Raw genomic sequence first — 14543 nt, forward strand, 5'->3', positions numbered from 1 at the left:
AATACTTAGTACATGTCACTCCATTAACAGCATATATCTTTACTATACTCTTTATACTTTTGGTATAAAAGCAGCCATACGTTGCCCCATCTGTGCCGCCAATGCTTCCAGACCACTCTTCGGACGCAACATCACTTCAAAATCAATAATTTGACCTTGTTCATTCAACTGAATCATGTCAATGCCTTTGAGTTTTTTCTCACCGACATTCGCAGAAAACTCCAGTACCACATTCATGCAATCTTCGGTATAGAATTCGCGATGGTACTTAAAGTTTTCAAAGATCTGAATGACATTACTCAGAATAAAAAACACCACCTGTTTACCCGGATAAGGTTGATAGGCGACTGGTGAACGAAACACCACATCTTCAGCCAGTAATTCATTTAAAATCGACATGTCACGTGTTTGCAGCATGGTGTGCCAACGTTTAATGGCCTGTTTTGTTGTTTCAATGGTCATTTAGGCTTCCTTTTTTGTTGTGTATTTAAAAAAACTCCTCCCTGAGCAAGTTTTAAAGCATTGCCTTAAAACGAAGCGCAAGGAAGATTGGGAAGGATTAATTTTTAGCATTCATTGATAAGAATCCCTCTAAATCCCCCTTTTATAAAGGGGGACTTCATTGAAAGAAATTAAATCACTGCCGCCAAATCTGCACCCTGACGAATGGCACGCTTGGCATCCAGTTCGCCGGCTTCTTTGGCCCCCCCAATCAAATGCACATTTTTACCATCGGCTTTCAGTTGCTCGAACATTGCGGTGAAAGGTTCCTGACCGGCACAGATCACGACATTATCAACTTCTAAAACAGTCGGCTGACCATTCACTACAATATGCAAGCCCTGATCATCCACCTTTTCATAGCTGACACCTGCCAGCATTTTTACTTCCCGGTGTTTCAATCCGGTACGGTGAATCCAGCCCGTCGTTTTACCCAGACCTGCGCCCACTGAACTTGCCTTACGCTGCAATAAGTAAATTTCACGATTGGACTGTTCTACTTGTGCGTTCTTCAATCCCCCGACATTTTCATAACGGGTGTCAATACCCCATTCATTATAGAATTTTTCAGGGTTCAGGCTGGCACTATCTCCTTCATGGGTTAAATATTCCGCGGTATCAAAGCCGATACCGCCCGCCCCAATAATCGCCACACGTTGCCCTACTGGCTTGCGTTCTTTTAATACTTCGAGATAAGTCAGTACTTTCGGATGGTCGATACCTTCAATTTCTAACTGACGCGGAGTGACACCGGTCGCTACAACAATCTCGTCAAAATCAGAATGGCTTAATGCTTCATAGGTCGCCGGATGATTTAAAAGCAGCTTAATATTGGGCTGTAATTCAATTTTACGTTTGAAGTAACGCAAGGTTTCATAAAACTCTTCTTTACCCGGAATGGCTTTGGCAATATTGAACTGCCCCCCAATTTGATTGGCGGCTTCAAAAAGAGTGACCTGATGTCCACGTTCAGCCGCATAAGTGGCAAAGCTTAAGCCTGCCGGTCCTGCACCAATCACGGCGATCTTTTTCGTTTGCGACGTTTCTTTAAAAATCAGCTCCGTTTCATAGCAGGCACGCGGATTGACCAGACAGGATGCAATTTTCATCGAGAAAATATGGTCCAGACAGGCCTGGTTACAGCCAATACAGGTATTGATTTCATCACTGCGGCCCTGTTCTGCTTTTTGCACAAAGAAGGCATCGGCAAGCATGGGACGCGCCATGGAAATCATGTCGGCATGACCCGAAGCCAATACATGTTCTGCCATTTCCGGGGTATTGATACGGTTTGAAGTAATGAGAGGAACCTTGACCAAACCCTTGAGTTTTTCTGTAACCCAGGTAAATGCTGCACGTGGCACCTTGGTGGCAATGGTCGGAATGCGCGCTTCATGCCAGCCAATCCCGGTATTGATAATGGTGGCACCGGCTTTTTCAATTTCCTTGGCCAGTTGCACCACTTCTTCAAAAGTAGATCCGCCATCGACCAGATCCAGCATCGATAATCGGTAGATGATGATAAAGTTTTCACCTACCGCTTCACGGGTACGGCGTACGATTTCAATCGGGAAACGGATACGGTTTTCATAGCTGCCGCCCCATTCATCATCACGATGGTTAGTCCGTGCCGCAATAAACTCATTAATCAGATAGCCTTCCGAACCCATGATTTCTACGCCATCATATCCGGCATACTGTGCCAGTTTTGCACATTGGGCAAAGTCAGCAATCGTTTGTTGTACTTCTGCGCTGGTTAAGGCATGCGGTTTAGTCGGGTTGATCGGTGCCTGAATGGCAGACGGTGCAACCAGGTCGGCCTGATAGGAATAACGCCCGGTATGCAAAATCTGCATGGCAATTTTACCCCCGGCATCATGCACCGCCTGGGTAATCACCTTATGTTTTTCCGCTTCTTGTATAGAGTCTAATTTCGCTCCGCCCGCAAAAGTCAGACCTGCATCATTCGGTGCAATCCCGCCCGTCACAATCAGCCCGACACCTCCTTGTGCACGTTCTGCATAAAATGCCGCCATACGCTCATAACCACGTGGAGCCTCTTCCAGACCGACATGCATGGATCCCATCAGAACGCGGTTTTTAAGTGTGGTAAAGCCTAAATCTAAAGGCGCTAATAAATGCGGGTAATTAGACATACAATCTCCTTGGCGTGCTTTCTCAGCTGGCAAATATCTTTTAATGCAACTTGTTGCATAACTTATATTCCAGATTTGTTTTTTATGCAACATGTTGCATAATGAAGCTGTAAAGATTTATTGACTGAGCCGTTTATGTCCTTAGCCCATGTTTTATTGACCAGCCTGATTGAAAAACCCAGTACCGGTATTGATTTGGCTCGTCGCTTTGACCGCTCCATGGGATTTTTCTGGAATGCGACCCATCAGCAGATTTACCGTGAACTCAGCGCCATGCAACAAAAGAACTGGATCTCCACGCTTGAAGATCACAGTTCCAATACCCGCAAAAAGACCTATCAGGTTGAAGCATTGGGGCGCGCCGAACTGGCCGACTGGATGCTCAAACAAAGTCCACCTGCGCAATTGCGTGACGACTTAATGGTGCGTTTGCGTGCCGAAGCTCAACTCGGTGGCAATACGGTGTTGCCTGAACTGGAAAGGCACCTGATCTTGCATCAACAAAATTTGAAAATCTATCAAACGATTTTTGCCAAAGATTTTGCCCATGCACAGGATCAGGACCGGACCCTGTTTATTCATAAAATGATTCTGCAACTGGGGATTGACCTGGAAATGGGCTGGATCAAGTGGTTGGAGACCATGATTCCACAGTTAAAAGCATTTGAACATAAGAACTAAAAAAAAGGACACACGCATGCCATATTACCTGATGCCTGATAATGAACAACTGTTTGTTCGCGAATTTGGACAAGGACAACCGGTCTTGGTCCTGTCAGGTTTAGGGATGCAAAGCTGGCAATGGCTTCCGTTTCTTTACCGGAATACTAAAACGCATCGCTTTATTATTCCAGACTGGCGCGGTTTTGGGGGTTCACAAGGGTGTGCCATTCCCGAACTGGATGCCATTTCCAGTCACTGGCGTGATATTGACAGCCTGATTGAACAGCTTCGGTTAAACGATATTGTAGTGATCGCCTATTCCATGGGTGCAACCACGGCCATGCATGGCATGCAATATGGCAACTTTTCCGAACAGATCGCAGCCTATTTACATATTGACCAGACCCCTAAAATTTCGGTAGATGATAGCTGGGATTATGGTTTATTTGGCCCACAGCATCAGCTGTTTATTTCTATTCTGACCGAGCTGTCGCAGTTGCTGGCTCAGCATCAACACATTCAATATATAAAATACCTGAATAGCCAAGCCCGCGGACAGCTTGCCAAGCTCTGGCTAGAGTTTATTGGCCTGCAAAATAGCAATAGATACAGTTTAAAAGCCTTTGAATGGGTACTCAACCAGTCGCGATTGCAAAGCTTATTACTGCCCTCTCACCGGGTCGACTATATGGCCTGGTATATCAACAACTATCTGTACCATCAGGAAGATTACCGCGAAGCCCTGCAAAAATTGCAATGTCCAGTGACTTTTTTCAGTGGCACGCAATCCAAGCTTTATCCGGTGAAAGGTCAAACCTTGATTGCGCAGAGTATTCCTCATGCTAAACAGATCCGTTTTGAAAAATCTGGACATACTCCTTTGCTTACTGAACCGCTAAAATTTGCGCGAGAAATTAGTGAATTCCTGCAAGCCAATGCGGCTTATAAACCTTAAACAGCTGAATGAAGTCAGGAGCCGAGATGAAAAAACTCGTAGTCTTTTCGGGTGCTGGCATGAGTGCCGAAAGTGGCATCAACACTTTTCGGGACAGTAATGGCTTATGGGAACAGTACCGAATTGAAGACGTCGCCACACCTGAAGCCTGGAAACGTGATCCAGAACTGGTCCAACGTTTCTATAACGAACGGCGCAAAAATATTCTGTCTGCCAAACCCAATGCTGCTCATCTGCTGATTGCCGAACTTGAAGATGTTTTTGATGTACACGTCATTACCCAAAACATTGATGATCTGCATGAACGTGCTGGAAGTAGCAAGGTCATTCATCTACATGGCAATATTCGCCTGGCTAAGAGCTCGGGTCCAAACGCTGAGTACAGTACTAAATTCTATCCGGTCGAAGGTGCAGAGCTAGATTTGAGTAAACACTTCTGCAAAGATGGCTATCCTTTACGTCCACATGTAGTCTGGTTTGGCGAGGCTGTGCCTGCCTATGCCTATGCACAGGATTGTGTACAGGACGCGGATATTTTTATCGTAATTGGTACCAGCCTACAGGTTTATCCCGTGGCAGGTCTAATCCATGAAATTTCAGCCAATTGTAACGCTTACTATATTGGCCCCAAAGCTGATCAGCAGCAGCTTCCGCCCCAATTCCAGAAAATTGTGATGACCGCTACTCAAGGCATGCAATACCTGAAAAAAATATTGCGACAACATCCATAAACCCTTCTGTTTAATAGCAAAACTACAAAGTAGGCATTGACATAATGCAACAATAAAATTTTAATCAGCTTATTGTTGCATAAATGGAATTCTTAAATGCTGTCTGATCTTGATGATTTTTATTGCTTTGCCTTGGTGGTTGAACATGGAGGCTTTAGTGCAGCAGAACGCGCAACCGATATTCCAAAATCGAAATTAAGCCGTCGCGTTTACAATCTGGAAGAACATTTAGGAATCCGGCTTATTCAGCGCAGTTCCCGCCATTTTGCCGTAACCGACATTGGCATGAATATTTACCGCCATGCCCAGGTCATGATGAATGCGGCACAAGCGGCCCACGATCTGGTCGATCATCTCAGCATTCAGCCACGCGGTGTGATTAAGGTCAGCCTGCCTGTTTCAATTGCGCAAAATGAAATTGCCAAGATTTTACCGAAATTCCTGAAAACCTATCCTGAAATTAAGGTACAGCTCATTGTCAGTAACCGCCGTGTCGATATCATCAATGAAGGCATTGATGTGGCACTCCGGGTACGTTCCAATCTGGATAATGACCCGAATCTGGTTTTACGCAAATTTGAAAATATCGAACAGCACCTGTTTGCCAGCCAGGCCTATCTGAATGAATTTGGCGACTTAAAACAGCCGGAAGATTTAAGCGATCATCAAATTCTCAGCATGTCGGATGAGCATTTAGACCAGTATATTGTTGTACACGATAATAAAAAACAGCAGAAGAAAATCAAGGTCAATCCCATGGTAATGGGGTCTGACCTGATGATGCTGGCACAACTGGCACGACAAAATTGCGGCATTGTGTTATTGCCGGACAGCATTGTTCAGGACTATGTTCAAAGTGGTGAACTGGTGCGTGTACTGCCGGACTGGAAAGCACCGCATGGTATTTTCCATGCAGTCTATCCTTCACGCCGTGGCTTGCTCCCCGCGGTCCGTGTCTTTATCGATTATTTGGTGGAACAGCTCAGCAAGTATTAATACCCATACCTCTGCTTGGAAAAACAATCTTGGAAAACAACCAGCTTTATCTTCAAGCCAGCGGACAAAGCCTTTGAGTTGTTGATTGCATCCTACAAACGGCTAGCCTGGTCTCAAAAAAGTAAAATTCACTTGAGTAATACAAAATTTTAGGCAAAAAAAAAGCTTATCCGAGGTGGATAAGCTTATAAACTTTAAATAAGGAAAAATAAGAAACTACAGCTAGAATCTATAGTTGTATAGTACAAAGAAAAAATATATAAATCTAATATATAAAATATATTACAAAATAATAATAAAAATAATTTTATTATATAAATCAAAACTATAAATTAAAATTAATAGATTTTAAAACTTAATTTGAACATAAAATCAACAATTTTATACCAAAGCATAAAACAATCTATTTCATTTTATCTTTCTCGTTTAAATTTCAGGATATGAACCGGTACCTTCTGGCCAAGGAGATAAAAGCTCAAAACCGGTATCTGTTACAGCAACCATGTGTTCCCATTGAGCGGTTAAGGAACGGTCAGCAGTCACTACGGTCCAACCATCTTTAAGCTCTTTGACACGTGCCTTGCCTGCATTGACCATCGGTTCAATGGTAAAAACCATGCCCTTTTTAAGGATCAGACCTTGACCAGGCTGCCCATAATGCAGCACATTCGGCTGTTCATGATAGACATTGCCAATGCCATGACCGCAGTACTCACGGACAATGCTATAACCTTCACGATGAGCCACCGATTGAATGGCAAAACCGATATCGCCTAAAGTTGCGCCCGGTTTCACCGCATGAATGCCGGCCACCATGGCTTCATAGGTGGTTTCAACCAGTTTTTTCGCTTCCGGTTTTACATTTCCGACATAATACATCCGGCTGGTATCGCCAAAATACCCATCTTTAATGATTGCCACATCAATATTGATAATGTCGCCATCCTGCAAAATGGTGTTTGGCGATGGGATACCGTGACACACCACTTCATTTGGAGAGATACAGGTGGTTTTGGTGTAGCCATAATAGCCTACATTGGCCGGAATCACTTTTAAGGTATTCACAATAAAATCATTACAGATATCATCCAGATACTCCGTACTTACTCCAGGCTTGACATACTTCCCTATCATCTCCAAAACCTGAGCAGCCAAACGTCCGGAAATACGGAGTTTCTCTAAATCTTGCTCAGTTTTAATGGTAATAGTGGAAGCTTTCATTGCATCATCCTCAGGAATAAGGCTTATGATTATAGTCCTTTTACATTAATTTTGTTTAATATGAGCAGATAAACAGTGGAGTTTTGAACCTTTTTAGCCAACTGTGTGATTAATTTACATACATTTAAATAACCCTAACCGAAAATTAAAAAATTACTTAAATAATTAAAAAAGAATAATATTTTATATTTTTCTATTTTTTACCCATTAATCAAATATATAAATAGACTTAAATTTTCCCAGTTGCTCATTTTAGTGGATGATTAAATTACTAAAATTTATAAGTCTCATAAAAGGAACTATAAAAAAGCGCGGATATCCTCTAAAATCGCTTTTTTTTTAATTCCTCTCCCCATTTATGACAAATCTCCGTACAAGGGATATTATTGCCTTGGGTTTTATGACTTTTGCACTTTTTATTGGTGCGGGCAATATTATCTTTCCACCAATTGTCGCTCAACAAGCGGGTGAACATGTATGGTTAGCTGCTTTAGGTTTTCTGATTACCGCAGTTGGTCTGCCTGTTATCACCATTATGGCACTGTCACGTGTAGAAGGATCTATCCAGAATTTAAGTTCACCTTTGGGTAAAGTCGCCAGTCTGATTTTAACCATTGTATGTTATTTAGCTGTTGGTCCTTTATTTGCAACGCCTCGTACAGCCACGGTTTCCTATGAAATCGGTTTTTCTTCTTATTTTGGTACCTCAAGTAGCAGTCTGCTCACTTATAGTGCAATTTATTTTGCAGTCGTCACTGCTATTTCCTTATACCCCAATAAACTGCTCGACACTGTCGGTCATTTCCTGGCACCTTTAAAGATTATTTCTTTGGCGGTATTAGGTATCGCCGCATTTGTCATTCCTGCCGGATTCATTCCACCTGCAATTAACAATTATGTTGCCGCCCCGGTTTCTGAAGGTTTTGTCAACGGCTACTTAACCATGGACACTTTGGGTGCACTGGTTTTCGGTATTGTCATTATTCACGCGATTCATTCACGTGGCGTAACGGATAAAAAACTGGTGACCAAGTATGCCGTGATTGCCAGCCTGATTTCCGGTGTAGGTTTAACTCTGGTTTATTTAAGCCTGTTCAAGCTCGGTTTAGGTAGCCATGAAGTCGCGCCAAATGCAGCAAATGGTGCAGTGATCCTGCATGCCTACGTGCAGCATGCTTTTGGTGATATTGGCTCGGTGTTCCTGACCGGCATGATTTTCCTGGCCTGTATGGTCACAGCAATTGGTTTAACCTGTGCATGTGCAGAATACTTCTCGGAACTGACCAAAGTTCCTTATAAAATTTTGGTTTTCATTTTAGTGGGATTCTCTTTCATCATTTCAAACCTCGGTTTAACCAAACTGATTGCAGTATCTGTGCCTGTTTTAAGTGCCATTTATCCACCGGCAATTGTGGTGATTCTACTGAGCTTCTTGTGGAAATTTTTCAACAAGCCCGCTTATGTGGTTGCACCCGTCACTGCAGTGGCTATGCTATTCGGTATTTTTGACGGCCTGAAAGTTGCAGGACTCGAAGCATACTTACCGGGTTTCATTCAAAATTTACCTTTAAATGCACAAAATTTAGCCTGGCTAATTCCCTCTATTATTGTGCTGATTATTGCCATCGTCATCGACAAAGTTAGACAATAACCGCTGTTGATATGATTAAAATCTCGTTTTACCCAAATCAGATTTTAACCGTGATCAATAAAACGCCATGTTTTACCCAAACTGGGTTTTATTGTTTACTTTTCATCGCCCCAACACGGTTTGTTAAAAATATAAAATTAAATCAGTCCCTATCAGGCAAATTATCGCTGCAATCCCCTTTCAGACATTGATGCACTTCCAGACTGGCATCAATATTGCTTATTTATATTCACTATTGTTGTAACTTTAATGGTTTCTCATTCACAAGCAGATGATAAGCATAGATATATGCTTAAAAATAACCAATATTCATGTGAATAAGGTCATCATGTTCATTTATGCACTAACATGCTTTTATTACAAAATAATGACATTTGCTATTGAAATGAAATGAAATAACAAGTACAACATTAGAAACTAATCTGACTAAAACAATTAGGTTTAGGTCAATAAACAACCGGAGGGGTGGAGATGTTATCATTACATTTCAATAAAGAAATCTTCATTAACGCTCTAAAAGCAAATAAGAATATGGTCACTTATCTGAGTACCACTGCTGCTCTGCTTGTGACGCTCATTATTCATGGATTAATTCAAGGCAATTTAAAGCCTGAATTCTTCATATATGCTTTTATTGTATCGGTAGCTTTCTATGTGTGGGCTATAGTCGATCAGAAATATCGGTACCAGAAGCAGAATACATCTACAGAATAAATGATGGGTGAACTATCACCCATCTTAAAAAGAACTAAAAAGATTAATGATCAAATACTTAAAATAAAAAACAAACCATCAAATTAAAATCTTGCCCAAGCCCAGCATTGTACCCAGCAATAATCCTGCTGTAGCCCCCAATTCCCCGATGATCAGCAAAATCATTGCACTGCTCAGCATCCATTTCGGTAAATGCCAACGTCCCACCTGATGCGGTTGCTTAAACTGATTGGTGGTATCTTTCAGCCAGCCATGCAATATATAGCTTAAAATTGAAAAGCTAAAAAAGAAAAGATTGATCAATACCAAGATTAAATTGAGCAGTTCATTCCATACTGAAAAATAGGCTAAAACTGCAATAATCAGGCTGGCAGGTGCATAGAGCAAACTGCTTCTATGCGCAATATCGACATAATAATGCGCACGTGCCTGTGCTGACTGCCTGATTTGATAATATTTCCATATTCCGGTCAGCATCCCCACCCAAAGAAAAATACCGCTAAATAGCACTGCCCAAGCTACGGCCTGCGTTAAATTTTCCGCTTCCATTGATTTATATCCTTATTTTTAGACCGTTATTTTGACTTTAAAGTCATTCATTTTACAAGTTTCTTTTTAGAACTTAGCTACAGTAGTCATCATACCCACTTATCCTATATTCCCTCATATGAACACTTTTGAAGCATTAACAATTACCTGTAAAGATGGATATTCACTCAGCGCTCGCTTTTATACGGCCAGCGCTATGCAAAAAAAGAATTGTCCCGTCCTCATCTGCCCAGCAACCGGGATTACCCAAAATTTTTATCAAGCTTTTGCAGAATGGTTAACCACGCAAGGCTATGATGTTTTGAGTTTTGACTTCCGCGGAATTGGCCGTTCTTTACATGGTCCGGTTAGCCAATCTGAAGCCAGTATTGTAGATTGGGGGCAACTGGATATTCCTGCTGCAATAAAAACCTTATTATATAAAACTCAAGCAGATCAGGTCATTTTAGTGGGTCACAGTGCTGGCGGTCAGCTTTTGGGTATTGTGCCTAACCATGAAAAAGTAGCCAAAGTCGTCGCGGTTTCAGGCTCAACAGGACATGTTAAAGGCTTAAAGGGCCGTACCAGATTGCTCGCTCCTGTCATGTTTAATGTCATTTTTCCATTGGCACGTATTACCAAAGGTTATGGCCCAACCCAGGCTATCGGCATGGGCGAAAACTTGCCTAAAGATGTGGCACGTGAATGGGCACAGTTCTGTAGCAAACCAGGTTATATCATCAACGCGATTGGTAAAAAAGTGGCATCCGCACATGATTATCATGCCCAGATCACCTGTCCGATTACGTCCATCTGGGCAACGGATGATGAGATCGCGACTCAAGCCAATGTGAAAGACCTGCTGCGTTTATATCCAAAATCGCATACAGAAATGATTGAACTTCAACCGCAGGAATATGGGCACAAAGGCATTGGTCATATGCTGATGTTTAGGAAGTCTCATCAAAACTTGTGGCCGGTGATTGAACAGCACCTGTCTGTCTAGTTTCCTTTTTCACTCTTCACCATGTGATCCGTCATCTGCTGCAATATTTTCTATTTTCGTCATTCAAAATGCATACGGCACCTATGTAGCAATACATCAGGTGCCGTATGCACACTCAAGGTTATTGACCCAAACAACCCTGAGTTGATGTGCTTATATTAGCAACCTTTGTCCCAATAATTTTGCCTAATTCTCCAGGATTTTTCTTTTAAACAGCATACTCATGCTATAAATAACATTTATTCAGAAGAATCTTTTGCAGTTTGTGTTATGAAGGAAAATAATTACAGTTTGGACAAGATTGACCGCCGTATTCTTGCTGAACTTCACCGTGATGGCCGTTTAACGGTGACGCAACTGGCTGAAAAAGTCGGTTTGTCTTCCTCTCCTTGCTGGACGCGTCTTAAGCGTCTGGAAAACCTGAAAGTCATTGATAGCTATACCGCCAATATCAATCCCAAGGCGATTGGTATTAATGAGCTGTTTTTTATTGAGATTACCCTGGAACGTCATGATGATGAAATTCTGGAACAGTTTAGTGAAGCCCTAGCTAATATGCCTGAAGTGGTGGAAGCTCATTTGGTCACGGGTGATTATGATTATCTGGTCAAAGTTGCGGTAAAAAATTCGGAACACTATGAGCGTTTTTTGCGTAAAAATTTATATTGCATGAATGGAATCCGTCATACCCGTTCGATTTTTGCCTTAAGGCCTTTAAAACTGGCCAATACGGCCGATTTAATGATGATTGAATAATCTGAAAGATTAAGAACTTCAATCACACAAGCAGATGTATTTATGTTTTAATACGCGCAGTATGAGATGAGCCTCTTACAGTATGTGCCCTGGATGTGCATACGACTAGCCCCTAACCATGGGGCTTTTTCATCTCTAAAATAAAATATTTTAACTGCCTTTGCTTGAACTGCTTTCGTCTTTAAGGCATGCCATGAGCAATATCATTCCCTCAAATGATTCATTGCCATATCAACCACTGGCTCAAACATAACAGCGTTTAAAAGGATATATTCTAAAGTAATCAAATTCACTTTATCTGACACATTTGAAATACTGCCACCCAATCTTTTTTTATACATAATTTATATGATTGACTATTTTCAAAATCATCAATTAATGACATTCCATCACCCACTTGTTGAATTGTGCAAGCTTTAAGGAACAATTGGAAGGAACAATGAGATAGCCAACTCACTGAGATTATTCAGCAGCTTTTTCAAAATTATTCAATAATCATCTCTACATTGAAATAAATTTAACTATAATCATCATGATAATAAAAAAGGATATACCTTGTGCGCCATTCATATCATCTTGAAAAACATTATATCGAACGTGCCGGATGGTTACGTGCAGCTGTGCTGGGGGCAAATGACGGCATTATCTCCGTCACCAGTCTGGTGGTCGGAATCGCGGCCAGTGGCGCATCTACCCATACTTTACTTGTGACCTGTGTCGCCGGATTAATCTCTGGGGCGGCATCAATGGCTGCCGGTGAATATATCTCGGTTAAATCACAACAGGACATTGAAAAGAATGATCTGGAGATGGAACAGCGCGAACTGCAACGCCATCCTGAGCCAGAATTGCAAGAATTAAAGAACATTTATATACAACGCGGATTGCAACCCGCTTTAGCTGAAGAAGTTGCCCGCCAGCTGACTGCACACAATGCCTTAGATGCACATGCGCGTGATGAAATTGGTATTTCAGATCATACCTCTGCACAGCCTTTTCGCGCGGCCTTCTCTTCAGCTGCTGCATTTACCATCGGCTCACTCTTTCCTTTAGTTTCAATTCTGCTGCTGCCCGAGCAATATTTAGAGAAAGGCGTGATGGTAATTGGGGTATTAAGTCTCGGCATTATGGGGGCATTAGCGAGTTATGCTGGTGGAGTCAGCATCTGGAGAGGCTCCATCCGGGTCATGCTTTGGGGGATTATCGCCATGTTATTCAGCGCCTGGATCGGCTCATTATTTAATGTGAGTGTGGCTTAAGACCGCTTTGTATATGTTTCCCAGTCTTTGCCCATGATGGACATAAATCCTCAGTCTATAGATAGAAATGTGTGACATGCTTTATATTGATCAAGCATGTCATTTTAAGTTAAAAAGCATCTTTATTTTCAACGCATTCAGCTCCAGTGAAATCTTGCTCGTATCCCATCAGCATGAGGCCTGTCCAAGCAAAGCTATCTTTACGGGCCACTTAGCGCTATTTAAAAATACTGATATTTACCTGCCCCCCGGTTTTTCTTGCATATTCATATAAATGCTCAGGTCATGGTATGAATGGTATCTTTAAAGCGTTTCCAGGCCACATAGAAAAACAGCACGGCAATGCCAACCAGCCAGAGAAACGACGGCCAAACGATATTCAGTCCCGCATTTCGATACAGAATAGCCTGGGCCAGTTCAACAAAATGCGTGGTCGGGGCAATCAGCATCAGATACTGCAATACCTCCGGCATACTTTCACGCGGTGTCATCCCGCCTGAAAGCATTTCCATCGGGATCAGAATCAGCATCATCAATAAACCAAACTGCGGCATCGATTTCGACATGGTGGCCAGATAAATACCCATCGAAGTGGTGGCAAACAGGGTCAATAATGCCCCAAAGAAGAACAGCAGCAGGTTCCCTTCAACCGGAACCTGCAAGGCTAGCTGTACTACCAGTTTCAGCCCGGTAAAAGCTGCAATCAATACCACCAGGCTCATGGACCAGACCTTGGACATCATAATTTCAAACACCGTAACCGGCATCACCATCAGGTGTTCTACCGTACCGTGCTCACGCTCGCGGATTAACGCTGCTCCGGTCAGAATGATGGACAGCATCGCCACGTTATTGATGATTTCCATGACACTGCCGAACCATTTCTGGTCCAGCAACGGGTTAAAGCGGGCACGCATCTCCAGTTCAACCGGCATGCTGCTCACTTTCCTGTTGTGCAACACATATTCACTGACTTCCGACTGAATAATCTGCTGAATATAGCCAGCCCCGGTCATCGCCTGAGACATGCGCGTAGCATCGACATTGACCTGAACCGCAGCTGCTTTTCCTGCAAGCACATCTTCCTGAAAATTAACCGGAATATTCAGTGCGAAGGTAAATTCCCCGGCATCCATTCCGGCATCCATATAATTCAGCTCAGTGCTTTGCGGAATAAAATAAGGCGGGTAAAATGCCGAAGTGATTCGCTCGGACAAGGTCGAATGATCTTCATCCACAATCGCAATCGGCGCCATGTTCAGGCTGTCGGTCATGGCGGTCGCTGCCGTATAAATCGCCACGGTAAAGGTGTAGATGATCAGGATCAGCATGACCGGGTCACGCCATAGACTCCACAATTCCTTGCAACCGAGCTGGTAGATATTCTGTATTTTCTGACTGAACAT

14 protein-coding genes are annotated in these 14543 nt (G+C 42.6%); 9 read left to right on the forward strand and 5 right to left on the reverse strand.

Features of this window, described 5'->3' with window-relative positions:
- Window positions 1-51: 51 nt before the first annotated feature.
- Window positions 52-462 carry a nuclear transport factor 2 family protein gene (locus E0H88_RS12555; protein WP_131274410.1) on the reverse strand — a complete coding sequence of 137 codons (411 nt, stop codon included), beginning with the start codon at window positions 460-462 and terminating at the stop codon, window positions 52-54.
- Window positions 463-632: 170 nt separating this feature from the next.
- Complete coding sequence (locus E0H88_RS12560; protein WP_131274411.1) at window positions 633-2657, reverse strand: FAD-dependent oxidoreductase; 2025 nt, start codon at window positions 2655-2657, stop codon at window positions 633-635.
- A 135-nt stretch (window positions 2658-2792) separates the two neighbouring features.
- Between E0H88_RS12560 and E0H88_RS12565 the strand changes: the two genes are divergently transcribed.
- From E0H88_RS12565 to E0H88_RS12580, 4 genes are all read left to right on the forward strand, one after another.
- Entirely contained in the window at window positions 2793-3338 is a 546-nt protein-coding gene (locus E0H88_RS12565) for a PadR family transcriptional regulator (protein ID WP_092818157.1), read from the forward strand.
- A 16-nt stretch (window positions 3339-3354) separates the two neighbouring features.
- A complete protein-coding gene (locus E0H88_RS12570; RefSeq protein ID WP_131274412.1) occupies window positions 3355-4275 on the forward strand; it encodes an alpha/beta fold hydrolase in 921 nt (306 codons plus the stop codon).
- Between the two features lie 26 nt (window positions 4276-4301).
- Window positions 4302-5006, forward strand: coding sequence for an SIR2 family NAD-dependent protein deacylase (locus E0H88_RS12575; RefSeq protein ID WP_131274413.1), 705 nt, complete (start codon window positions 4302-4304; stop codon window positions 5004-5006).
- 96 nt (window positions 5007-5102) lie between these two features.
- Window positions 5103-6002 carry a LysR substrate-binding domain-containing protein gene (locus E0H88_RS12580; RefSeq protein WP_131274414.1) on the forward strand — a complete coding sequence of 300 codons (900 nt, stop codon included), beginning with the start codon at window positions 5103-5105 and terminating at the stop codon, window positions 6000-6002.
- A gap of 426 nt (window positions 6003-6428) precedes the next feature.
- Here E0H88_RS12580 and map read toward each other — a convergent pair whose 3' ends face one another.
- On the reverse strand, window positions 6429-7223 hold the full coding sequence (gene map, locus E0H88_RS12585) for a type I methionyl aminopeptidase (protein WP_131274415.1): 795 nt from the start codon (window positions 7221-7223) through the stop codon (window positions 6429-6431).
- Window positions 7224-7581: 358 nt separating this feature from the next.
- Between map and brnQ the strand changes: the two genes are divergently transcribed.
- Window positions 7582-8874, forward strand: coding sequence for a branched-chain amino acid transport system II carrier protein (gene brnQ / locus E0H88_RS12590; protein WP_131274416.1), 1293 nt, complete (start codon window positions 7582-7584; stop codon window positions 8872-8874).
- 471 nt (window positions 8875-9345) lie between these two features.
- A complete protein-coding gene (locus tag E0H88_RS16145; protein ID WP_092818163.1) occupies window positions 9346-9588 on the forward strand; it encodes a hypothetical protein in 243 nt (80 codons plus the stop codon).
- 78 nt (window positions 9589-9666) lie between these two features.
- Here the strand turns inward: E0H88_RS16145 and E0H88_RS12600 are convergent, their stop codons facing one another.
- Complete coding sequence (locus E0H88_RS12600; RefSeq protein WP_131274417.1) at window positions 9667-10137, reverse strand: hypothetical protein; 471 nt, start codon at window positions 10135-10137, stop codon at window positions 9667-9669.
- A 118-nt stretch (window positions 10138-10255) separates the two neighbouring features.
- Between E0H88_RS12600 and E0H88_RS12605 the strand changes: the two genes are divergently transcribed.
- From E0H88_RS12605 to E0H88_RS12615, 3 genes are all read left to right on the forward strand, one after another.
- Window positions 10256-11122, forward strand: coding sequence for an alpha/beta hydrolase family protein (locus E0H88_RS12605; RefSeq protein WP_131274418.1), 867 nt, complete (start codon window positions 10256-10258; stop codon window positions 11120-11122).
- Between the two features lie 270 nt (window positions 11123-11392).
- Window positions 11393-11878, forward strand: a complete 486-nt coding sequence (locus E0H88_RS12610) for an Lrp/AsnC family transcriptional regulator (protein ID WP_092818166.1) — start codon at window positions 11393-11395, stop codon at window positions 11876-11878.
- A 557-nt stretch (window positions 11879-12435) separates the two neighbouring features.
- Window positions 12436-13137, forward strand: a complete 702-nt coding sequence (locus E0H88_RS12615) for a VIT1/CCC1 transporter family protein (protein ID WP_131274419.1) — start codon at window positions 12436-12438, stop codon at window positions 13135-13137.
- A 278-nt stretch (window positions 13138-13415) separates the two neighbouring features.
- Here E0H88_RS12615 and E0H88_RS12620 read toward each other — a convergent pair whose 3' ends face one another.
- Window positions 13416-14543: an ABC transporter permease gene (locus tag E0H88_RS12620; RefSeq protein WP_092818241.1), complete on the reverse strand. Its 1128-nt coding sequence runs from the start codon at window positions 14541-14543 to the stop codon at window positions 13416-13418.

Origin of the sequence: Acinetobacter sp. ANC 4216 (genome assembly GCF_004331195.1) — a bacterium.
Taxonomy (GTDB): Bacteria; Pseudomonadota; Gammaproteobacteria; order Pseudomonadales; family Moraxellaceae; genus Acinetobacter; species Acinetobacter kookii.

Excerpts from the sequence above, each read along its gene's own strand:
- map (WP_131274415.1), bottom strand. The coding sequence starts at position 7,223 with ATGAAAGCTTCCACTATTACCATTAAAACTGAGCAAGATTTAGAGAAA.
- E0H88_RS12610 (WP_092818166.1), top strand. The coding sequence starts at position 11,393 with ATGAAGGAAAATAATTACAGTTTGGACAAGATTGACCGCCGTATTCTT.
- E0H88_RS12580 (WP_131274414.1), top strand. The coding sequence starts at position 5,103 with ATGCTGTCTGATCTTGATGATTTTTATTGCTTTGCCTTGGTGGTTGAA.
- E0H88_RS16145 (WP_092818163.1), top strand. The coding sequence starts at position 9,346 with ATGTTATCATTACATTTCAATAAAGAAATCTTCATTAACGCTCTAAAA.
- brnQ (WP_131274416.1), top strand. The coding sequence starts at position 7,582 with ATGACAAATCTCCGTACAAGGGATATTATTGCCTTGGGTTTTATGACT.
- E0H88_RS12560 (WP_131274411.1), bottom strand. The coding sequence starts at position 2,657 with ATGTCTAATTACCCGCATTTATTAGCGCCTTTAGATTTAGGCTTTACC.
- E0H88_RS12565 (WP_092818157.1), top strand. The coding sequence starts at position 2,793 with ATGTCCTTAGCCCATGTTTTATTGACCAGCCTGATTGAAAAACCCAGT.
- E0H88_RS12620 (WP_092818241.1), bottom strand. The coding sequence starts at position 14,543 with ATGTTCAGTCAGAAAATACAGAATATCTACCAGCTCGGTTGCAAGGAA.
- E0H88_RS12555 (WP_131274410.1), bottom strand. The coding sequence starts at position 462 with ATGACCATTGAAACAACAAAACAGGCCATTAAACGTTGGCACACCATG.
- E0H88_RS12600 (WP_131274417.1), bottom strand. The coding sequence starts at position 10,137 with ATGGAAGCGGAAAATTTAACGCAGGCCGTAGCTTGGGCAGTGCTATTT.
- E0H88_RS12575 (WP_131274413.1), top strand. The coding sequence starts at position 4,302 with ATGAAAAAACTCGTAGTCTTTTCGGGTGCTGGCATGAGTGCCGAAAGT.
- E0H88_RS12570 (WP_131274412.1), top strand. The coding sequence starts at position 3,355 with ATGCCATATTACCTGATGCCTGATAATGAACAACTGTTTGTTCGCGAA.
- E0H88_RS12605 (WP_131274418.1), top strand. The coding sequence starts at position 10,256 with ATGAACACTTTTGAAGCATTAACAATTACCTGTAAAGATGGATATTCA.